Annotated in this window: 18 protein-coding genes and 1 pseudogene; 10 read left to right on the top strand and 9 right to left on the bottom strand. The window is 72.1% G+C overall.

Going from position 1 to position 20,690, the window contains the following annotated elements; all coding sequences use genetic code 11:
- The first annotated feature begins 205 nt into the window (after positions 1-205).
- From AB0H75_RS47890 to AB0H75_RS47875, 4 genes are all read left to right on the top strand, one after another.
- On the top strand, positions 206-1,234 hold the full coding sequence (locus AB0H75_RS47890; protein ID WP_367808318.1) for a GDP-mannose 4,6-dehydratase: 1,029 nt from the start codon (positions 206-208) through the stop codon (positions 1,232-1,234).
- Positions 1,235-1,311: 77 nt separating this feature from the next.
- Entirely contained in the window at positions 1,312-1,905 is a 594-nt protein-coding gene (locus AB0H75_RS47885; RefSeq protein WP_367808316.1) for a helix-turn-helix domain-containing protein, read from the top strand.
- Positions 1,883-2,743, top strand: coding sequence for an SRPBCC domain-containing protein (locus tag AB0H75_RS47880; protein WP_367808314.1), 861 nt, complete (start codon positions 1,883-1,885; stop codon positions 2,741-2,743). Before AB0H75_RS47885 ends, AB0H75_RS47880 begins: the two co-directional genes overlap by 23 nt.
- A gap of 563 nt (positions 2,744-3,306) precedes the next feature.
- Positions 3,307-4,128, top strand: coding sequence for a DUF559 domain-containing protein (locus AB0H75_RS47875; RefSeq protein WP_367808312.1), 822 nt, complete (start codon positions 3,307-3,309; stop codon positions 4,126-4,128).
- Between the two features lie 174 nt (positions 4,129-4,302).
- On the opposite strand, the gene AB0H75_RS47870 is transcribed toward AB0H75_RS47875, so the two are convergent.
- Complete coding sequence (locus AB0H75_RS47870) at positions 4,303-5,508, bottom strand: cytochrome P450 (RefSeq protein WP_367808310.1); 1,206 nt, start codon at positions 5,506-5,508, stop codon at positions 4,303-4,305.
- Between the two features lie 289 nt (positions 5,509-5,797).
- Here AB0H75_RS47870 and AB0H75_RS47865 point away from each other — a divergent pair, with 289 nt between their 5' ends.
- From AB0H75_RS47865 to AB0H75_RS47850, 4 genes are all read left to right on the top strand, one after another.
- Positions 5,798-6,643, top strand: a complete 846-nt coding sequence (locus tag AB0H75_RS47865) for a fumarylacetoacetate hydrolase family protein (protein ID WP_367808308.1) — start codon at positions 5,798-5,800, stop codon at positions 6,641-6,643.
- Positions 6,640-7,941: an L-fuconate dehydratase gene (locus tag AB0H75_RS47860; RefSeq protein WP_367808306.1), complete on the top strand. Its 1,302-nt coding sequence runs from the start codon at positions 6,640-6,642 to the stop codon at positions 7,939-7,941. The genes AB0H75_RS47865 and AB0H75_RS47860 overlap by 4 nt, the downstream gene beginning before the upstream one ends.
- Positions 7,938-8,687: an SDR family NAD(P)-dependent oxidoreductase gene (locus tag AB0H75_RS47855; RefSeq protein ID WP_367808304.1), complete on the top strand. Its 750-nt coding sequence runs from the start codon at positions 7,938-7,940 to the stop codon at positions 8,685-8,687. The genes AB0H75_RS47860 and AB0H75_RS47855 overlap by 4 nt, the downstream gene beginning before the upstream one ends.
- Positions 8,688-9,453: 766 nt before the next feature.
- On the top strand, positions 9,454-10,398 hold the full coding sequence (locus tag AB0H75_RS47850; protein WP_367808302.1) for an aldo/keto reductase: 945 nt from the start codon (positions 9,454-9,456) through the stop codon (positions 10,396-10,398).
- A gap of 336 nt (positions 10,399-10,734) precedes the next feature.
- On the opposite strand, the gene AB0H75_RS47845 is transcribed toward AB0H75_RS47850, so the two are convergent.
- From AB0H75_RS47845 to AB0H75_RS47815, 7 genes and pseudogenes are all read right to left on the bottom strand, one after another.
- Entirely contained in the window at positions 10,735-11,691 is a 957-nt protein-coding gene (locus AB0H75_RS47845; protein ID WP_367808300.1) for a TIGR01777 family oxidoreductase, read from the bottom strand.
- Positions 11,688-12,188 carry a GNAT family N-acetyltransferase gene (locus tag AB0H75_RS47840; RefSeq protein WP_367808298.1) on the bottom strand — a complete coding sequence of 167 codons (501 nt, stop codon included), beginning with the start codon at positions 12,186-12,188 and terminating at the stop codon, positions 11,688-11,690. The genes AB0H75_RS47845 and AB0H75_RS47840 overlap by 4 nt, the downstream gene beginning before the upstream one ends.
- A 14-nt stretch (positions 12,189-12,202) precedes the next feature.
- Positions 12,203-12,529 (bottom strand): annotated as a pseudogene (locus AB0H75_RS47835) (DUF4143 domain-containing protein); the annotation flags it as partial.
- Positions 12,530-12,706: 177 nt separating this feature from the next.
- The gene (locus tag AB0H75_RS47830; RefSeq protein WP_367808296.1) at positions 12,707-13,405 is read right to left on the bottom strand and encodes a FadR/GntR family transcriptional regulator; all 699 of its coding nucleotides are present in this window, start codon (positions 13,403-13,405) and stop codon (positions 12,707-12,709) included.
- A gap of 7 nt (positions 13,406-13,412) precedes the next feature.
- Complete coding sequence (locus AB0H75_RS47825) at positions 13,413-14,438, bottom strand: MBL fold metallo-hydrolase (protein ID WP_367808294.1); 1,026 nt, start codon at positions 14,436-14,438, stop codon at positions 13,413-13,415.
- Between the two features lie 47 nt (positions 14,439-14,485).
- The gene (locus tag AB0H75_RS47820; protein ID WP_367808292.1) at positions 14,486-15,598 is read right to left on the bottom strand and encodes a steroid 3-ketoacyl-CoA thiolase; all 1,113 of its coding nucleotides are present in this window, start codon (positions 15,596-15,598) and stop codon (positions 14,486-14,488) included.
- Between the two features lie 45 nt (positions 15,599-15,643).
- Entirely contained in the window at positions 15,644-16,651 is a 1,008-nt protein-coding gene (locus AB0H75_RS47815; RefSeq protein WP_367808290.1) for a sigma-70 family RNA polymerase sigma factor, read from the bottom strand.
- A gap of 97 nt (positions 16,652-16,748) precedes the next feature.
- Here AB0H75_RS47815 and AB0H75_RS47810 point away from each other — a divergent pair, with 97 nt between their 5' ends.
- The gene (locus AB0H75_RS47810) at positions 16,749-18,206 is read left to right on the top strand and encodes an MFS transporter (protein ID WP_367808288.1); all 1,458 of its coding nucleotides are present in this window, start codon (positions 16,749-16,751) and stop codon (positions 18,204-18,206) included.
- 85 nt (positions 18,207-18,291) lie between these two features.
- Here AB0H75_RS47810 and AB0H75_RS47805 read toward each other — a convergent pair whose 3' ends face one another.
- Positions 18,292-18,906 carry a TetR family transcriptional regulator gene (locus tag AB0H75_RS47805; RefSeq protein ID WP_367808286.1) on the bottom strand — a complete coding sequence of 205 codons (615 nt, stop codon included), beginning with the start codon at positions 18,904-18,906 and terminating at the stop codon, positions 18,292-18,294.
- 188 nt (positions 18,907-19,094) lie between these two features.
- On the opposite strand from AB0H75_RS47805, the gene AB0H75_RS47800 reads away from it, so the two are divergent.
- Positions 19,095-20,681 carry an AMP-binding protein gene (locus tag AB0H75_RS47800; RefSeq protein WP_367808284.1) on the top strand — a complete coding sequence of 529 codons (1,587 nt, stop codon included), beginning with the start codon at positions 19,095-19,097 and terminating at the stop codon, positions 20,679-20,681.
- Positions 20,682-20,690 lie beyond the last annotated feature (9 nt).

Raw genomic sequence — 20,690 nt, 5'->3', positions numbered from 1 at the left:
AATGAGACCTTAGCCCGAGAGGCTACCATTCGGTAGGTCACCGAGAATTGCTCACATTCGTCGTTGTACGCCGTGCGAACTGCGACGTTGCCGTAACCGAACGTGGTTCTGTGGAACACGTTCTAGGGCTGCTGCTGCTGTTTCCTGGTGCATAGCTGTACATTCCGTCCCAACGGGAATGCGTTACGCGAAGTTGGAGGACCCCTTGGCCAGGCGCGCTCTGATCACCGGCATCACCGGCCAGGACGGTTCCTACTTGGCGGAGTACCTGCTGGAGCAGGGGTACGAGGTGTGGGGGCTGGCCCGGGGGCAGGCGAACCCGCGGGTGTCCCGGGTGCGCCGGCTCCTGTCGGACGTCCAGGTCGTCCGCGGCGACCTGCTCGACCAGGGATCGCTCATCTCGGCCGTGGAGCGGGTGCAGCCCGACGAGGTGTACAACCTGGGGGCGATCTCGTTCGTGCCGATGTCCTGGGAGCAGGCCGAGCTGACGGCCGAGGTGACCGGGATGGGCGTGCTGCGGATGCTGGAGGCGATCCGGGTGTGCTCGGGGGTGTCGCGGGGCGGGGCGTCCGGGGCGTCCGGGCAGATCCGCTTCTACCAGGCTTCGTCGTCGGAGATGTTCGGCCAGGTCACCGAGACCCCGCAGAACGAGCGCACCGCCTTCCATCCGCGTTCCCCGTACGGCGTGGCCAAGGCCTACGGGCACTTCCTCACCCAGAACTACCGCGAGTCGTACGGCATGTTCGCCGTCTCCGGCATCCTGTTCAACCACGAGTCGCCGCGGCGCGGGGCGGAGTTCGTCACCAGGAAGGTCTCCCTCGGGGTGGCCAGGATCAAGCTCGGGCTCGCCGACGAGCTGCGGCTGGGCAACCTGGAGGCGCGGCGCGACTGGGGGTACGCCGGCGACTACGTCCGGGCCATGCACCTCATGCTGCGGGCCGACACCCCCGAGGACTACGTGATCGGCACCGGCCGGATGAAGTCGGTGCGCGAGCTGGCCGAGGCCGCCTTCACCGCCGCCGGGCTCGACTGGGAGCGGTACGTCGTCACCGATCAGGCGCTGCACCGGCCGGCCGAGGTGGACCTGCTGTGCGCCGATCCGAAGAAGGCGCGCACGCAGCTCGGGTGGGAGCCGACGGTGTCGTTCGACGAGCTGGTCGCCAGGATGGTCGAGTCCGACCTGAAGCTGCTCACCGACGGCGGCGACCCCGACCAGGAAGGCTCCTGGCCCTAGAACGCCATGACGCACGCGCGTTCTTCAGCCATGCCCTATTGACAAAAGGAATTTTTACGTAAAGACTCATTTTTGCGATGAGAGACGTCCTGTACCTGGAAGCCATCGAGCAGGCCGAGGCCCTGCTCAAGCCGCAACGCGTGGAGGTGCTGCGGCAACTCGCCGAGCCCCGCACCTGCTCGGAGGTCGCCGAACGCCTCGGCCAGACCCCGCAGCGCGTGTACTACCACGTCAAACGCCTGGTGGAGGCCGGCCTGGTCGACCAGGTGGCCGAGCGCAAGGTCCGCGGGATCTCCGAGGGCATCTACCAGGCCGGGGCCCGCTCGTACTGGCTGTCCCCGCGCCTGGTCGGCCGCATCGGCGACCTGCGCCGGGCCCGCGACGAGCTCAGCCTCGGCTACCTGCTGGACCTCATGGAGGAGGTGCAGGCCGACATCGCGGCGCTCGACCGCGACGCGCCCGAGCTGCCGTCCATCGGCCTGTCCGGCGAGATCCGCGTGCGGCCGGAGCACCGCCAGCGGTTCCTGAGCGAGCTGCAGGGCCTGCTCCAGGACCTGTTCACCCGCTACGGCGGCAGCGAGGGCGACGCCTTCAAGCTCGCCGTGGCCTGCTATCCGACCTCACCCGACGACCGTCGAGGAGACGACGATGACCGACCCGCAGAGCGCTGAGACCCCCATGACCCTGCACGCCCGCATCCCGGCCCCGCTCGCGCGGGTCCGGCAGGCGCTGACCGACCCCGCCGCCATGCGCGTCTGGCTGGCCGAGCACGCCGAGGCGGACCTGCCCGCCGGCCGCTACGCCTTCTGGGGCCCGACCACTCCCGAGGGCGACGCGCCGCACCAGCGCTTACTGCACGCCGACGAGCGCACGCTGCGCTTCGCCTGGCTGCTGGACGGCGAGGAGACGACCACCGAGATCCTCCTGGACGACGACGGCCCCGACCTCACGTCCGTGACGCTGACCCAGACGCACTTCGACTTCGAGGACGTGATCAGCGGCAAGAGCATCCGGGGCGTGCTGCAGACCTACTGGTGCCTGGCCCTCGCCAACCTCGCCGAGTACCTGGAGGGGCGCGAGCTGACGTCGCGGGTCGACTTCACCTCGTCGGAGTTCCGGGCCGAGACCGTCGTGGACGCCTCGCCGGCCGAGGTGTTCGCCTCGCTGGTCGACGGCGAGGCGGTGACGAAGTGGTTCGGCTTCCCGATCGAGATCGAGCCGCGGGTGGGCGGGCGGTTCGCGATGGGCGGCCTCGACCGGGACCCGGCCCCGGCCAAGGTGCTGGAGCTGGAGCCCGACCGCAGGTTCTCGCTGGACTGGGGCGAGTCCGGGGTCGGGACGTGGGAGCTGGAGGGGACGGGTGGCAGGACCCGGCTGACGCTGGTGCAGAGCGGGTTCGCCGCCGAGCGGCCGCCGTACGCGGGGTGGGGCGGCATGCTGGCGGGGCTGTCGGAGCTGCGGCGCTACCACGAGGTGCCGAACTGGCAGCCGATCCTCTCGGCGGCATAGAGCCGCACGCACGTCCCGGCCTGCGCGGGCACCCGTGGCCGTGCGGACGCGCGGGGCCGGCGGGGCACGGATCGGTAGGGGCGAGGGTTGTTGAGCGAGGGGTCGGCGCGGCCCGGCGCGGCCCGGCGCGGCCCGGCGCGGGCCGGCGGGGGCCGGCGGGGGCCGCGGGTCGGCCTGGGACTGTCCTGCGGAACTGAACCCGCCGGTATCCACAGAACCCCGTTCGGCCCCTCGCCGCCCTCCTCCGCTCGGCCATCCTTACGGCCATGACCGCACTCCCGCCAGCACCCCCGCCCTCATCTCCCTCGCCTTCGTCCCTCTCGCCCTCATCCCCCTCGCCCTCATCCGGCCGGGCATCCTCATCCGGCTACCCGCCCACCTCCGGCCACCCACCCACCTCCGGCCACCCACCCACCTCCGGCCTCCCGTCCTCATCCGGCCGTCCGCCTTCATCCGACCTGGCACCCTCACCCGTCTGCCCGCCCTCCGAAATCAGCGAAACCGGCGAAATCGGCGAAACCGGCGACGCTGACGGTCGTTCCCTCATCGCCCGGACACGCCGGTTGACCCGGGCGATCCCGCAAGCCGTCGCCTGCCGCCAGACCGCCGCGCACGTCTGGGGCCTCCAGGTCCTCCCCACCCCCACCGGTGACAACTGGCCGGTAGAGGTGACCGCCCCCGGCCACCTCGCTCTCCCCGACTGCGTGACCTACGTCGCGTCGCTGCCCGGCGAGGACGTCACCGAGCACCAGGGCATCCGCCTCACCACCATGGAGCGCACGGCCCTCGACTGCGCCCGCTGGCTCCCCCGCATGGAGAGCGTGGCGATCCTCGACCAGTTCGCCCGCAAGGGGGTCGATCTGGAGGCGCTCTGGCACCGCCCGCTCAACACCTGGCGCCTGCGCGACACCCTGAGCCTGGCCGACCCGGGAGCCGCCTCCCCGAGGGAGAGCTGGCTGCGCGTGATCCTCGTCGAGGGCGGCCTGCCCAGGCCCGCCACCCAGATCAGGGTCGACCTCGACGACGGCCGGCACGCCTGCCTCGACCTGGGCTGGGAGTCCTTCAAGGTCGCCGTCGAGTACGACGGCCAGGCACACCACACCTCGCCCCTCGACCGCCGGCGCGACACCGACCGCCGCGAGGAGCTGCGCCGCCGGGGCTGGCGCGTGATCGCCGTCCGCCGCGACGTCATCCCCGGCCAGATCGCCGACCTCCTCCACCATGTCGCGAACGCCCTGATCGAGCGCGGCTGGAAACCGGGCCCCGAGACCACGACCCGCATCCTCGGCAACATCCGCGCCGCCCGCCGCCGCTCCCGCCACCACTCCGCGCGCCGAGGCACCCGCCGCCGGCGCCCCGCCCCGGGCGGTGACTGGACCCTGTGACCAGAAAGACCCGGCGGCAGCCGGCCGGTCCCCAACGTTGCTCCGTCTCCGCCCCCGTCCCCGCCCTTCCGGCGGCCGGACGACACCACTCGGGACGGCAGTGCCGTGGCGGGCCTTATCCGTGAGCACGCCGCCCACCGCTGAGGGGGACGAGAGCAGGGAGAGAGAGGAGGGTCAGCCGATGGTCACGGGAAGTTCCTTGATGCCGTTGATGAAGTTGGAGCGCAGGCGGCTGGCCGGGCCCGACTGGCGCAGGCGGGGGCGGCGGCGGGCCAGTTGCTCGAAGAGCACCCGTAGTTCGAGCTTGGCCAGGTGGTTGCCCAGGCAGAAGTGGGCGCCGCCGCCGCCGAAGCCGATGTGCGGGTTCGGGCTGCGGCCGATGTCGAAGACGTCGGCGTCCGGGAAGGCGGAGGCGTCGCGGTTGGCGGAGGCATAGAAGACGACGACCTTGTCGTCGGCCTTGATGGGCTGGCCACCCAGCTCCTGGTCGCGGGTGGAGGTGCGGCGGAAGAGGTTGACGGGGGAGACCCAGCGGACGATCTCGTCGGCGGCGGTCCGGGCCATCGTGGGGTCGGCGACGAGGCGGTCCCACTGGTCCGGGTGGTCGAAGAGGGCCAGCATGCCGCCGGAGGCCGCGTTGCGGGTGGTCTCGTTGCCGGCGACGACCAGGAGGAGGACGAACAGGTCGAACTCGCTCTCGTCCAGCGTCTCGCCGTTCTCGTCCGGCTGCAGGAGCTTGGTGACGATGTCGTTGCGGGGGCTGGCCCTGCGCTGCGCGGCGAGCTGGTTGGCGTAGGCGTAGACCTCCATGGCGGCGTCCGAGCCCTCTTCGGGGCTGGGGGCGTAGTCGGGGTCCTGGGCTCCGATCATGCGGTTGGACCAGGTGAAGATCTTGTCGCGGTCGGAGACGGGCGCGCCGAGCAGCTCGCAGATCACGTACAGCGGGAGGGGCGCGGCGACCTCGGTGACGAAGTCGATCTCGCCCGTGCACTTGTCGAGGAGGTCGTCGCAGATGTCACGGATGTGCTGTTCGAGGGCGTTGATGGTGCGCGGGGTGAAGCCCCGGTTGACCAGGGAACGGCGGCGGGTGTGCTCCGGCGGGTCCTGGTTGAGCATCATGAGCCGCTGGAGGGCGATCTGCTCCTCCTCCAGCTCGTCGAAGAGCGCCAGCTTGCGATGGGAGGAGAACCGATCGGAGTGGCGCGAGACGTGGACCACGTCGTCGTAGCGGGTGACGGCCCAGAAGCCGGGCTCGCCGTGGTGCCAGTGGACGGGGGAGTTCGCGCGCAGCCAGGCGAACTGGTCGTGTGGCGGTCCAGCGGTCGCGTAGCGGTCCCTGTCGACGAGGTCGATGTGCACCCGGCTCACCCTCTTGATCAAGCGCTTGGTTAGAGCGTACTGAAACGTGTTCTATTACGTCGCTGTACGACCGTCAAGGAGGACTCGTGTTTCACGGATCGACGTCCGATGTCTTTGTCGCGGCCACGTTTTCGCCGGTCGGCCTGGATCGCCGGGGCGATGACGCCGCCTCGGGGAAGCGCGAACGGCCTTGGGGCGGTGTGTTCAGGTTGTGGATCGGAGGTTTCGGCGTTCCCGTCCTTGACACATCCTGGATGGGCGCACGAGCATCAGGAAACAAGACATCCGATGTATATGTGAAGGATGCGGTGTGAAGCTGCTGCGAGTAGGACCTGTCGGACAGGAGCGGCCGGTGGTGCTGGACGAGACCGGCCGCCTGCGCGACATCGGAGAGCCCGACATCGACGGCGCTTTCCTCGCCTCCGGGGGAGTGGCACGCGTCCGCGCCGCGCTCGACCGCGGTGACCTCCCGATCGTGGCCGAGGAGGGCCTGCGGATCGGCGCCCCGGTCGCGCGGCCGGGCAAGATCGTCTGCATCGGCCTCAACTACCGCGACCACGCCGCCGAGTCCGGTGCGGAGCCGCCGGCCGAGCCCGTCGTGTTCATGAAGGCGTCCAACACCATGATCGGCCCGTACGACGAGGTGCTCGTCCCCAGGAACAGCGTCAAGACCGACTACGAGGTGGAGCTGGCGGTCGTCATCGGCCGGCGGGCCCGCTACCTGGAGAGCCGGGAGGAGGCGCTGGACGTCATCGCCGGCTATGCCGTGGCCAACGACGTCTCCGAGCGGGAGTTCCAGCTCGAACGCGGCGGACAGTGGGACAAGGGCAAGTCCTGCGAGACGTTCAACCCGCTCGGCCCGTGGCTGGTGACCGCCGACGAGGTGGGCGACCCGCAGAGCCTGCGGCTGCGCCTGTGGGTCAACGGCGAGCCGCGCCAGGACGGCGGCACCCAGGACATGATCTTCGACGTGGCCGAGATCGTCCGCTATCTCAGCCGGTTCATGGTGCTGGAGCCGGGCGACGTCATCAACACCGGCACCCCGGCGGGTGTGGCGATGGGCATGCCGGGGCAGCCGTACCTGCGGGCGGGGGACGTGGTGGAGCTGGAGATCGAGGGTTTGGGGCGGCAGCGGCAGACGGTGGGCCAGGCATGACGGGCGGCGCACCGGCGTACCGGATCGTCGGGATGGAGACGCACGACGTGCGTTTCCCCACCTCGCGCGAGCTCGACGGCTCCGACGCGATGAACCCCGATCCCGACTACTCCGCGGCCTACGTGGTGCTGCGCACCGACGACGGTGACGAGGGTCACGGGTTCGCCTTCACGATCGGGCGGGGCAACGACGTCCAGACGGCCGCGATCGGCACGCTGGAGCCGTACGTGCTGGGCAAGGACGTCGAGGACCTCGGCGCCCTCTACAAGGAGATGGTCAACGACTCGCAGCTGCGCTGGCTGGGCCCGGAGAAGGGCGTCATGCACATGGCGATCTCCGCCGTGGTCAACGCCCTGTGGGACCTGAAGGCCAAGCGGGCGGGCAAGCCGGTATGGCAGTTGTTGTCCGAGATGTCCCCGGAGGAGATCGTCGGCCTCGTCGACTTCCGCTATCTCAGCGACGCGCTGACCCCCGACGAAGCCCTGGAGATCCTGCGCGCGGCCGAGGGCGGCAGGCAGGAGCGGATCACCCGGCTGGCCGAGACCGGCTACCCGGCCTACACCACCTCGCCCGGCTGGCTCGGCTACGACGACGAGAAGCTGCGGCGGCTCTGCAAGGAGGCCATCGAGCAGGGGTTCGGGCAGATCAAGCTGAAGGTCGGCGCCGACCTTGAGGACGACCGGCGCCGCTTCAGGATCGCCCGCGAGGTCTGCGGCCCCGATTTCCCTATCGCCATCGACGCCAACCAGCGCTGGGACGTCGGCTCGGGCATCGCGTGGATCAACGCGCTCGGCGAGTTCGGCCCGCACTGGGTGGAGGAGCCCACCAGCCCCGACGACGTGCTCGGCCACGCCGCCATCGCGCGGGGCGTCGCGCCGATCCCGGTGGCGACCGGCGAGCACGTCCAGAACCGGATCGTCTTCAAGCAACTGTTGCAGGCCGAGGCCATCTCCTACCTGCAGATCGACGCCGCCCGCGTCGGCGGGGTCAACGAGAACATCGCGATCCTGCTGCTGGCGGCCAAGTTCGGCGTGCCGGTCTGCCCGCACGCCGGTGGCGTCGGCCTGTGCGAGCTGGTGCAACACCTGGCGATGTTCGACTACGTGGCGATCTCCGGGACGATGGACGGCCGCGTGATCGAGTACGTCGACCACCTGCACGAGCACTTCGTCGACCCGGTGGCGATCCGCGACGGCCGTTACCTCGCGCCGTCGCGGCCCGGCTTCAGCGCGCAGATGCACGCCGAGTCGATCGCCGCCCACACCTTCCCCAACGGATCGGTCTGGAGGAACACGTGAGCCGGACAAGCGCGGGTCTCAAGGCCGTCGTCACCGGCGGCGGCTCAGGCATCGGCCTGGCGACGGCCACCCTGCTCGCCGAGCGCGGCATGACGGTGGCCTGCCTCGACCTCAACCCGCCCGGCGAACCCCTCATCGGCATCAAGGCGGACGTGACGGACGACGCCGGCGTCCGGGCCGCGATCGCCACCGCCGCCGAGCGGCTGGGCGGCATCGACGTGCTCGTCAACAACGCGGGCATCGGCGCCCAGGGGACCGTCGAGGACAACCCGGACTCCGAGTGGCACCAGGTCTTCGACGTCAACGTGCTCGGCATGGTCCGGGTGACGCGGGCCGCGCTGCCCTATCTGCGCAGGTCGGAGCATGCGGCGATCGTCAACACCTGCTCGATCGCGGCCACCGCCGGGCTGCCCCAGCGCGCGCTCTACAGCGCGACGAAGGGCGCGGTGCTGTCGCTGACGCTGGCGATGGCGGCCGACCACATCCGCGAGGGCATCCGCGTCAACTGCGTCAATCCGGGCACCGCCGACACGCCGTGGGTCGGCAGGCTGCTCGACGCCGCGCCCGATCCCGAGGCGGAGCGGGCGGCGCTCAACGCCAGGCAGCCCATGGGCCGCCTGGTCACGGCGGAGGAGGTCGCCGCGGCGATCGCCTACCTCGCCGGCCCGGAGGCCGGCGCGACCACCGGCACCGCGCTCGCGGTGGACGGCGGCATGCAGGGCCTCCGGCTGCGGCCGGTCAACTGAAACGGCCGATCGACCAAGGAGGCACGCTCGATGCGGTTCGTACGGGTGACCACGGGCGCCGCCCTCGTGACCCGGAAGCCACCACGGCAGGCGGCGGCGGCGTGGACGTGCCCCGGACGGCCGGCGGCGAGCTCAGAGCGGACCTCATACCCGGCACGAACGCACAGAACGCCACGGCCAAGCCGGGTGGCCAAGCCGGGTGGTCAAGCCGGGTGGTCAAGCCGGCGTGTTCATCCTCGGCGGCATATTGGCCCCGCTCACACTGGCCCGCTCACACTGGCCCGCTCACACTGGCCCGCTCACACTGGCCCGCTCACGCTGGCCCCGCTCGCCGCATCCCGGAGACCGACCGCCTCGGCGCGCTCACCGGCGTGCTGGTGAGCGGCCTGGTGCGGAACATCCTGACGCTGGTCGGCGCCTCCGGTTTCTGGCTGGCAGCCGGTCATCTACGGTGCCATCATCCTGATCGCCCTGGTGATCAGCCGCATCGCGGGGTGGGAAGGCACAGGACTGACGAGAGGTACGGCGGTGGGAGGTACGGCGGTGGGAGGTTCGATGGCGGGAAGCAGCGCCACGGGAGGCACTCCCATGGGAAGTTCAGCGATGGGAGTTCTGCAACGGGGAGCTCCGCGATGAGAGGCGCCGCGATGGGGAGTTCCGCGATGAGAGGTGTTGCAACGAGAGGGGCCGCAACGAGAGGTGTTGCGATGAGAGGGGCCGCGACGGAAGGCATGGCGATGGGGGGCACGACGATGGGGGGCATGGCGTGATCGAGTTGCCGCGTCACGGGTTAGGCGGTGCGCCTATCGGTAACCTTTTCGAGGAGGTCACCGACGAGCAGGCCCGCGCCACGGTGGACGCCGCCTGGGAGAGCGGCGTCCGGCTGTATGACACCGCGCCGCACTACGGCCTCGGCCTGTCGGAGCGCCGCCTCGGCGCGGCGCTCGCCGGGCGCTCGGGCTACGTCCTGTCGACCAAGGTCGGCCGGCTGCTGGTGCCCGCGGCGGCGGTGGCGGGTGCCGGGCGGGACGCGGACGTCTTCGACGTACCGGCCGAGCTGGCCCGGAAATGGGACTTCTCGCGCGACGGCGTGCGCAGGTCGCTGGAGGAGTCCCTGGAGCGGATGGGGCTGCCCGCCGTGCACGTCGCGCTCATCCACGACCCCGACGAGCACGTCGAGCAGGCGCTCGGCGAGGCGTACCCGGCGCTGGCCGAGCTGCGCTCCGAGGGCGTGGTGCAGGCGATCGGGCTCGGCATGAACCAGTGGCAGGTGCCGCTGCGCTTCGTCCAGGAGACCGACATCGACGTGGTCATGCTGGCCGGCCGTTACACCCTCCTCGACCAGTCCGGCCTGCCCCTGCTGGAGGCGTGTGCCGAGCGGGGGGTCAAGGTGCTGGCGGCGGGGGTCTTCAACAGCGGCATCCTGGCCACGCACCGGCCGGCGGGCACCTTCGACTACCAGCCCGCCTCCGGGCCGCTGCTGGAGCGGGCCACCCGCATCGCCGGGATCTGCGAGCGCCACGACGTCACCCTGCCCCAGGCCGCCATGGCCTTCCCGTTGCGCCACCCGGCCATCGCCACGATCGTCCTGGGGGCGCGCAGCGCCGAGGAGGTCACGGCGAACGCCGCCCTGTGGTCGCGCCCGGTCCCGGAGGCACTGTGGGAGGACCTGGAAGCAGAAGGACTACTGCCCAGAGGCCAGTCGTCCTGACGCAGCCCCCACCCGGCCGACCCGGACCGTCCGGCCCTGCCCGGCCGCCCCGGATCATCCGGCCGCCCCGGATCATCCGGCCGCGCGGGACCGCCCGGCCGATCCGGACCATCCGGGGCACTCGGACTCGCTCGGCCGGACCGGGCCGATGCGGGCATCCGGGTCCGCCCGGGCCGCCTCGTACTCCCGGGCTATCCCGCGTTCCCGGGTTGTGCCGCGTTCCCGGGTTGTGCCGCGTTCCCGGGTTGTGCCGCGTTCCCGGGTCGTGCCGCGTTCCCGGATCGTGCCGCGTTTTCGGGATCCGGTCGGTCGGCTCGGGGTGTCTGGGGGTTGGGCTCACCCGGTTGAGATGGGGCGTTCGCGGGTTCGTCGTACGAGGTCGTGGGCGGCCTGGGGCCACTCCGGGTAGTCGAAGGAGAAGTCTGCTTCGAGCAGGCGGGTGGGGACGACGCGGCGGCTCTTCAGCAGCAGTTCGGTGTCCGAGCGCAACGCGAGCGCGCCGACTTCGGCCATCCACCGCGTCGCGGGCAGACCCACCGGCATGCCCCAGGCGGCGCGCAGCACGCGCATGAACGCGCGCTGCGGCAGGGGAGCGGGGGCGGCGAGGTTGACCGGCCCCGCGAGGTCGTCCCGGCCGATCAGGAACGCGACGGCGCGGACGAAGTCACGGTCGTGGATCCACGACACGTACTGCCCGCCGCCCGCGACCGGGCCGCCCAGGCCGAGCCGCACCAGCCGCAGCAGGACGTCGAAGGCGCCGCCGCGATCGGGGCTCATCACTATGGCGGTACGCAGGCTGACCTTGCGCGTGGCGGGAGTCTCCGCCTGCTCCTGCGCCTGCTCCCACGCCTTCGCGATCTCCACGCTGTAGCGCCAGTAGCGGGGCACGCCGGGTTCGGAGCCGCCGAGCACGCCGGTCGGCTCGTCGTTCGGGGCGTCGAAGCGGTGGGCGTAGATCGTGGCGGTGCTCATCTGCAACCAGAGCCGGGGAGGCCGGGCGGCGGCCGCGATCGCCGCCCCCACCACCCGAGCGGAGCGGATCCGCGACGTCATCATGGCGCGCAGGTTGTCCGGCGTGTAGCGGCAGTTGACGCTGCGCCCCGCCAGGTTGATCACGACGTCGCTGCCGTCGATCTCCTCCGCCCACGGACCGAGGGTCTCGCCGTCCCAGCGGACGTCACGCTCGCGCGCCGGACGCCTGGTCAGGATGACGACGTCGTGGCCCGCGGCGGTCAGCGCGCGGTCGAGGACGGCTCCCACCTGCCCGGTTCCCCCGGGTATCACGATCTTCATCGGGCGTCGGCGGGGGTCGGGGCCGAGTGTCGGCGGGCGTAGGCGGCGATCCACAGGCTGGGGATCACCTCGGTCTCGCCGAGCAGCGTGAAGCCCAGGCCCTCGTACAGCCTGCGCGCCGGGACGTTGTCCCGTCCGGTGGACACCACGACCCGCCGCCCGCCGGCCCGTGCCAGCACCGCCTCGACCAGCGCCCGCCCGAACCCGCGCCGCGCCGCCGACGGGTGCACGACGAGCCGGTTGATGTCGATCTCGTCGATGCTCTCCTCCCACGCCACGGCCCCGACCGGCCGCCCGCGTCCGCCCGCCGCCCGCTCGCCGTCCACGGCGGCCAGCCAGCGCAGCTCCTGAGCCCGTAGCTCGGCCAGGCTCTCGTGCAGCGGCGGGATGCGGTCGTCGCCGATGAGCTCCGCCTCGACGGCGTACGCGGCCTTCTGCAACGCCAGCAGCTCGCCCCCGAGCGGGTCGTCGTGCGGCGAGACCTCAATGATGATCACCGCACGAGTATCCCTCACCCGACCTCCCACAGCGCGCTCACGGGCATGGCACGCATGCGGTCACCGAAGGGGAGGGTCTGCGTGCCGGTGTAGAACACCAGGCCAGCGATGAAATCGTCGCCCAGCCGTTCCGCCAGGTGCTTCAACCCTCGGAAATCCTCCGCCCGTACGGTGGAGGCGGCCTTGACCTCGATGCCGACGACGAGCCCTCGCCGGTTCTCCAGCACGGCGTCCACCTCGGTGCCGTCCTTGGTCCGGTAGTGGTGGAGCTGCACCCGCTCCTCGGCCCAGGTGAGCTGCCGGGCGAGCTCCATGAGGACGAAGCCTTCAAGCAGCGGGCCGAAGGCACCGTTGTGCTTCCCATGCGTCTAGCGTGACACGCTGGCCGCCGGGTACGTGACACGCCGGCCGCCACGTTGCTGACACGTCGGTCGCCATGTCGCTGACACGTTGGTCGCTGGTGTGGTGGCGCGTCCGACGCCGTCAGGGCGGACGGCCAGGGCCTGGGCGGGGGAGTGTCAGTCCAGGTCGAGGGCCTTGCGGAGCCAGGACTCGACGCCTGCCACGTGCACCGTGGCCCAGGAGCGGGCCACGTCGGCCTGGCGGGCGGCGATGGCCTCGTAGATCGCGGTGTGCTGCTCGCGGGTCTTCTGCATCGCGCCCTCCTGGGTGAGCCCGCGCCACACCCGTGCCCGGGTGGTCGGACCTGACAGGCTCTCGATGAACGAGCACAGCACGGCGTTGCCGGACCCCTGCGCGATGCGCTGGTGGAAGCGCAGGTCGTTGGCGACCAGTTCCTCGATCGTGGGCCGCTCGGGCAGCTCCTCCAGGATGACCCGCAGCTCCTCGATCTCCTCGTCCTTCATCAGCTCGGCCGCCATGGCGGTGGCGGCCGGCTCCAGGATGCGCCGGACCTCGAAGAACTGCAGCACCGTGTCGTCGCGGTGCAGGTCGAGCACGAAGGACATGGTGTCGAGGAGCAGCCGCGGCTCCAGGCTGGTGACGTAGGTGCCGTCGCCCTGGCGCACGTCGAGCACGTTGATGAGGGACAGCGCGCGGACGGCCTCGCGCAGCGAGTTGCGCGAGAGGCCGAGCCGCTCGGCCAGGTCGGCCTCCTTCGGGAGCCGGTCGCCGGGGGCCAGCTCGCCCGAGACGATCATCTGCTTGATCCTGTCGATGGCCGCGTCGGTGACCGCCACGCTCTTCTCCCTGGACATCGGATGTCTAGGAGTCTAGAGCCTGGAAACGTACGGGATCGGCCGCCGCCGTGACGCGGCGGACGCGGCCGCGGGCCTCCAGCGTCCGCAGGTGGGCCGCGGCCTCCCCGGCGGCCATGCCCCGCAGCATGGGGGACATGGTGTCCCACGGTTTGTTCCAGGTCATCATCGCGGCGACCTCCCAGATGGTCAGCGGCTCCGGCCGCCGGGTCAGGAGGGCGAGCAGCCGGTCGAGCTTCTCCTCGTGATGGTCGCGGATTTCGGCGGCCCGTGCCGCCACATCCGGAAATATCCATTCATGCGCGGGCAGCGCGTCGAGCATCCCCATCTCCCCGACCCGCTCCAGCGACCCCAGGAAGTCGCCCAGCGGATCGATGTCGTCGCGATCGTACGGATAAATCCCGATGTGCGGGGTGATGTCGGGCAGGACGTGGTCGCCGGTGAACAGCCGGTCGGCGTCCTCCAGGTGCAGGCAGATGTGCCCCGGCGTGTGCCCGGGCGTGTGGACGGCCCGCAGCTTGCGCCCCGGCAGGTCCACCAGGTCGCCGTCGCGCAGCTCGCGGTCGGGCAGGGCGGGCGGGGACGGCCGCTCGCCCATGACCGCGCCGGCCTCGACCGCGTCGGCCCCGGCCCGCCGGAGCATGTCGGTCTGGAAGGCCGCGTGCTCGCTGCCGGCGTACTCGCGCATGAGCCGGACCAGGGCCGCGTCGTCCTCGTGCATCGCGATCCAGGCTCCGGAGGCGTCCCTGACCCGGCCGGCGAGCCCGGCGTGGTCGGGGTGGAAGTGGGTGACGACCACGCCGCGCACCGCGCCCACGTCGAGCCCGAGCGCCGCCAGGCCGCCGCTCAGCGCCTCCCACGCCTCGGGGTGGTTCCATCCGGCGTCCACCAGCACGGGGCCCTTCGGCGACTCGACGGCGTAGACGAGCGTGTAGCCGAGCGGGTTGCCCGGGATCGGCACCGGCACGCTCCACACCCCGCCGCCGAGGCCCTGCGGGCGCTGCTGCGCGTACGGTCTGCGTCTGCTCTTCATCTGCCCCCCGAATGCGTACAGAGTGTGCTCAACAGGCGCCGGATACGTCAGACCCGCTCCAGGATCGTCGCGGTGGCCAGCGCGCCGCCCGCGCACATGGTCACCAGCGCGGTCGTCGCGTCGGCGCGCTCCAGCTCGTGCAGCGCCGTGGTGATCAGCCGCGCGCCGGTCGCGCCCACCGGATGGCCGAGCGCGATCGCGCCGCCGTTGACGTTGACCCGGTCCAGGTCGGGCTCGTGCACGCTCGCCCAGGACAGCACGACCGAGGCGAACGCCTCGTTGACCTCGAACCTGTCGATGTCGCCGATCGCCATGCCGGCGTCGGCCAGCACCTTGGCCGTCGCGTCCACCGGCCCGTCGAGGTGGTAGTAGGGCTCCGCGCCGACCAGCGCCTGCGCCCGGATGCGCGCCCGGGGGCGCAGCCCGTGCCGCCGCGCCGCCTCCTCGCTCATCACCAGCACCGCGGCGGCGCCGTCGGAGATCTGGGACGAGGTGCCCGCCGTGTGCAGGGCCCCCTCCGCCACCGGCTTGAGGCGGGCCAGCCCGTCCACGGTGGTCTCGCGCAGCCCCTGGTCCCTGCGGACGTCGCCGACCGGCACGATCTCGCGCTCGAAACGCCCGTCGGCCCACGCCTTGGCGGCCAGGTGCTGCGAGCGCGCCCCGAACCAGTCGAGCCGCTCGCGCGTGAGGCCGCGCCGCCTCGCGATGCGTTCGGCGGCGGTGAACTGGTCGGGCAGGTCGATGCTCCAGTCGTCGGGCCGCGGGTTGGCGGGCAGCACGTTGCTGCCGAGCGGCGCGCGGCTCATCATCTCCACGCCGCAGCCGACGCCCACCTCGATCACGCCCGCGCCGATCATGGCGGCGGCCAGGTGGACGGCCTGCTGGGACGAGCCGCACTGCGCGTCCACGGTGGTGACACCCGTGCCGTACGGCAGCCCGGCGTACAGCCACGAGCCCCGGCCGACGTGCCCGCCCTGCTCGCCCGCCTGCGTCACGCAGCCGGCGAACACCTGCTCGACGGCCGCAGGGTCGAGGCCCGACCGCTCGACGAGCCCGTTGAGCGCGGTGGCGAGAACCTGTTGCGGCTTGAGCCCGGCGAGCCGGCCCGCCCGCTTGCCGATGGGGGTACGAACGGCCTCGACGATCACAGGTGTGCCCACAGTCGCCTCCAGCAGAATGATGCTCTGGCGCGACTGTAACGCGTTCTACTTTGCCGCGGAAGCCTCGGCGGGCAAAGTGGCGGGCAGCTCGAAGGTCTCGAACAGGCCCTCCTCGAAGAACATGCCGACGTGGCCGACGGCGCCGCCCGCCAGCGTCAACACCATGATCGCGAACTGCCGGTAGCCGCCGTCCTCGCGCAGGTAGACCGCGAACGCCGGCTGCCCGTTGGCCGCCACCGGCACCAGCTTGAGGTCGCCGGCCCGCTGCGCGGGGCACTGCGTCCTGGTGAGCTGGGCGATCGTCTCGGGGCCCTGGTACCAGCCGGTGAAGGGCGGCATCTCCCACACCGCGTCCTTGGTGAACAGGTGCACCAGGTCGTCCACGTCGTAGTTCTCGAACGCGGCGACGTAGCGGTCGAGCAGCGCCCGCTGCTCCTCGGTCAGCGGCTCCACCGGGTCGTCCAGGCTCGGCGCCGCCTCGTTGAGCTGGGCCCTGGCCCGCTGCAGGATGCTGTTGACGGCCGCGGTGGACACGCCGACGGCCTCGGCCACCTCGGCGGCCTTCCACTTCAGCACGTCGCGCAGGACGAGCACCGCGCGCTGCCGCGGCGGCAGGTGCTGCAACGCGGCGATCAGCGCGAGCCGGATGCTCTCGCGCGCGGTCACGATCGTGGCCGGGTCGCCCGCCGGCCCGCTCGCCCCGGCGCCCACCAGCGAATCGGGCACCGGCTCCAGCCACGGCACCTCGTCGTCGCGCGCCAGCGGAGCGGTCGCCTCGGCGCTGGGCGCGCCGAGCCCGGTCGGCAGCGGCCGCCGGCCGCGGCTCTCCAGCGCGGTCAGGCAGGTGGTGGTCGCGATGCGGTACATCCACGTACGCAGCGAGGAGCGCCCCTCGAAGCCGTCGTAGGCCCGCCACGCCCGCAGGTAGGTCTCCTGGACGAGGTCTTCGGCGTCGTGCACCGAGCCCATCATGCGGTAGCAGTGCGCCAGCAGCTCGCGCCGCATGGGATCGGCCTGGCGGAGGAAGTCGTCGTTCGTCGGCTTGTCGCTCATACTCCCCTTATAAACGTCGCCACCGACAGTCCGATGAGTTTTCCGCGGCCGTCCGGTCGATACAGGTGAACCTCCTACCGGATGTGAAGGAATCACCATGAAGACGGACCGTTCGCGCTGGATCGCGCTCGCCGTGCTCTGCACCGGAATGTTGATGATCGTCCTCGACGCCACCGTGGTGAACGTCGCGCTGCCCGCCATCCAGAACGACCTCGGCTTCACCTCCTCGGGCCTGGCCTGGGTGGTGAACGCGTACCTGATCGCCTTCGGCGGCCTGTTGCTCCTCGCCGGCCGGCTCGGCGACCTGGTCTCCCGGCGGGGCGTCTTCCTGGCCGGGCTGGCGGTGTTCGTGCTGGCCTCGCTGGCCTGCGGACTGGCCGGCAGCCAGGAGGTGCTGATCGCCGCCCGGTTCGCGCAGGGCGTCGGCGGGGCCATGACCTCGGCCGTCATCCTCGGCGTGATCGTCACCATGTTCCCCGAGCCGCGCGAGCGGGCCCGCGCCATCGGCTTCTACAGCTTCGTCGCCTCGGCGGGCGGCGCGGTCGGGCTGCTGGCCGGCGGCGTGCTCACCCAGAGCCTCACCTGGCACTGGATCTTCTTCATCAACCTGCCGATCGGGCTGGCCACCGGCGTGGCGGCGCTGCGGCTGCTGCCGAAGGACCGCGGGATCGGCCTCGGCCGGGGCGCGGACCTGCCCGGCGCGGTGCTCATCACCGCCGCCCTCATGCTCGGCGTCTACACCATCGTCAAGCCCGCCGCCGAGCTGGGCTGGACCGCCGGCGAGACGCTGGCGCACGGCGGGGTGTCGCTGCTGCTGCTCGTGTTGTTCGTGCTGCGTGAGGCCACGGCCCGCAACCCGCTGGTCCCGCTGCGGATCTTCCGCTCGGCCAACGTCACCGGGGCCAACCTCATCCAGGCGCTGACCGTGGCCGGCATGTTCGCGATGTTCTTCCTGGGCGTGCTCTACCTGCAGCGGGTGCTCGGTTACGACTCCCTCGGCACCGGCCTGGCGTTCCTGCCGCTCACGATCGTGATGGGCGCGCTGTCGCTGCGCTGGTCGGAGCGGCTGGTCACCCGCTTCGGCGCGAAGCGGACGCTGCTCGGCGGGCTCGTGCTGATCGCGGCGGGGCTGGCCTGGTTCGCCCGGGTGCCGGTGGACGGGAACTACCTGGTGTCGGTGCTGCCCGCGACGGTGCTGGTCGGAGCCGGGGTCGGCGGCTCGTTCCCGGCGCTGGCCGCCCTCGCCATGTCGGGTGCCACCGCGCGGGACGCCGGCCTGGCCTCCGGCCTGGTGCAGACCACCGCGCAGGTCGGCGCGGCGCTGGGGCTGGCGGTCCTGGCCACCCTGTCGGCCACCCGCACGGCGGCGCTGACCGCCGCGGGCCGGCCCGAGGCGGAGGCGCTGACCGGCGGCTACCGGCTCGCCTTCCTCATCGGGGTCGCCCTGGTCGTGGTGTCCTTCGCCGTCGCGGCGCTGGTGCTCAAGCCCGGCCGCCAGGAGGAGGACGAGGGGGCGGAGGAGCGCGAGGAGGCCGTGCTCGTCCACACCCTGTGAGGGACGGGCCGCCGGGGCGCGGGGCACCCCGGCGGCCATGGCCGCAGGCGCGGGGCCGTCCGGGCCGTGACCGGGGGAGCGGGGCTCAGAGGTCGGCGAGGAGGCGGGAGGCGGCGGTCTCGATGCGGCGCTGGATCTGGTCGTAGGTGCGCCGGCCGCGCAGCATCTCCAGCAGCTCCTGCACCCACACGCCGGCCAGCGACCCCGCCAGGTCGCGCTGCTCCTCGGTGGCCTGCTCGAAGCCGAGCCCGTCGGCCGCCACCCGCAGCAGCAGCCCCGTCATCCGGTCGCCGAACGGGGTCTGGACCTCGGCCAGGATCAGCGAGCGGATGAGCGCGTCGGCCAGCTCGGGCTCGCGCATGAGCCCCCGGGTGGCCCGCATCAGCACGTCGACGGCCCGGCTGGCGGGCGTGGCCGCGCCCGGCGGGCGGCGCTCGATGCTGCTCTCCAGCAGGTCGATCTCCTCGCCGACCACCGCCACCACCAGGTCCATCTTGGACGGGAAGTAGCGGTAGAGCGTGCCGAGGGCCACGCCGGCGCGCTCGGCCACCGTGCGCATCTGCATGGCCTCGACCCCGCCGCGCGAGGCGAGGGCGGCGGCGGCCTGGACGATGCGCTTGCGGCGCTGGTGCTGGCTGCGCGTGCGGACGCTCCCCTCGCCGTCGGGAGAGGTGGCGATCGTCGCGGACGGGATGCGCATGAGAACACGTTATCTGATTCACCGGGGCCGCGGCTTGTTACTCGGCAGTCACAAACAATCCCCTATCAGCCCATGTCTGCCGCATTACCGCCATATATCGCGACTTTTCAGCAGGGTGGCCTCTGGACAATTATTAGAATCTGTTCTAGTTTGCCATCTGCTGACCGAGCGCTTGGTGTGGAGGCGGCATGACCGCGAACACCCTCGCGGCCCTGCTGCGCGCACGGGCCGACGACGACCGACCCGGGCTGCTGTTCGAGGACGCGGCCTGGTCGTGGCGCGCGTACGTCGCCGCCTGCCGCTCGGCGGGGGCGTGGCTGGCCCGGCGCGGCACGGGCTCGCACGTCGGCGTGCTCGGCGACAACGTCCCCGGCCTGGTCTTCCTGGTGGGCGGGGCGGCGCTGGCGGGCCGGGTGGTCGTGGCGCTGAACCCCACCCGCCCACCCGCCGAGCTGGCCCGCGACGCCCGCGCCACCGACGTCGGCCTCGTCCTGTTCGACGCGCCCTACGAGGGCCTGGCCCGCGACCTGGGCCTGCCCGCCCGGCCGCTGTCCGAGGCCGCCTCCGGGGAGCCCCCGCCGGACGTGACGCCCGATCCCGGCGACCTGGTGCTGCTGATCTTCACCTCCGGCACCTCCGGCCGCCCGCGCGCCGTCCGGGTCACCCAGCGCAAGCTCGCCGTCCCGGGCGCCGGCCTGGCCGCCATGCTCACCCCGGACGACGTCGTCTACTGCTCGATGCCGCTGTTCCACTCCGCCGCCCTGATGGCCGCCTACGCCCCGGCCGTCGCCTCGGGGGCCGCCCTGGTGCTGCGCCGCCGCTTCTCGGCCTCCGGCCTGCTGCCCGACCTGCGCCGGTACGGCTGCACGTACCTCCACTACGTCGGCAAGGCGCTCTCCTACGCGCTGGCCGTGCCCGAGCGCCCCGACGACGCCGACAACCCGCTGCGGATCGCCTTCGGCAACGAGGGCAGCGCGGTGGCGACCAGGCGTTTCGGCGAGCGGTTCGGCTGCCGGGTCATCGACGCCTTCGGCTCCACCGAGACCGCGCTCTCGATCAGGCCCGACCCCTCGGGCCCGCCCGGCAGTCTCGGCCGCCTGCCCGAGGGCGTGGCCATCCTGGACCCGTCCACCGGCCGGCCCTGCCCGCCCGGCCGGGTCGCCGCGGGCCGCCTGCTCAACCCGGACGAGGCCATCGGCGAGCTGGTCAACACCGCCGGGCATGGCCTGTTCGAGGGCTACTACAACGACCCCGAGGCCGACGCCGAGCGGGTGCGCGGCGGCGCGTACTGGTCCGGCGACCTGGCCTGGCAGGACGCCGAGGGCCACGTGTTCTTCGCCGGGCGCGGCACCGAGCGGCTGCGCGTGGACGGCGAGAACCTGTCGGCCGCCCCCGTCGAGGCCGCGCTGCGCGAGTTCCCCGGCGTGGTGGAGGCGGCGGTCTACCCGGTGCCCGACGCGGCCGCCGGCGACCAGGTGATGGCGGCGCTGGTGCCGGCGGGCGGCTTCGACCCGGAGGCGTTCGCGGCCTTCCTGGCCGCCCGCCGCGACCTCGGCGCCAAGTCCCTGCCCCGTTACGTCCGCCTGTCCGCCGGTCTGCCCCAGACGCCCTCGCACAAGGTGCTCAAGCGGGTCCTGGCCCGCGAGGGCTGGCGCACCGGCGACCCCGTCTGGCTGCGCACCCCGGCCGGGCTGCGGCGGCTGACCGAGGCGGACGTGAAGGACATCGAGGAGGAGTTCGTACGGCACGGCAGGCAGCACCTCTTGGAGACCTAGGGGACGACA

Origin of the sequence: Nonomuraea sp. NPDC050783 (genome assembly GCF_040802095.1) — a bacterium.
Lineage (GTDB): Bacteria > Actinomycetota > Actinomycetes > Streptosporangiales > Streptosporangiaceae > Nonomuraea.
Note: the sequence above shows the minus strand (reverse complement) of the source record. Positions and strands in the feature narration are given on the sequence as shown.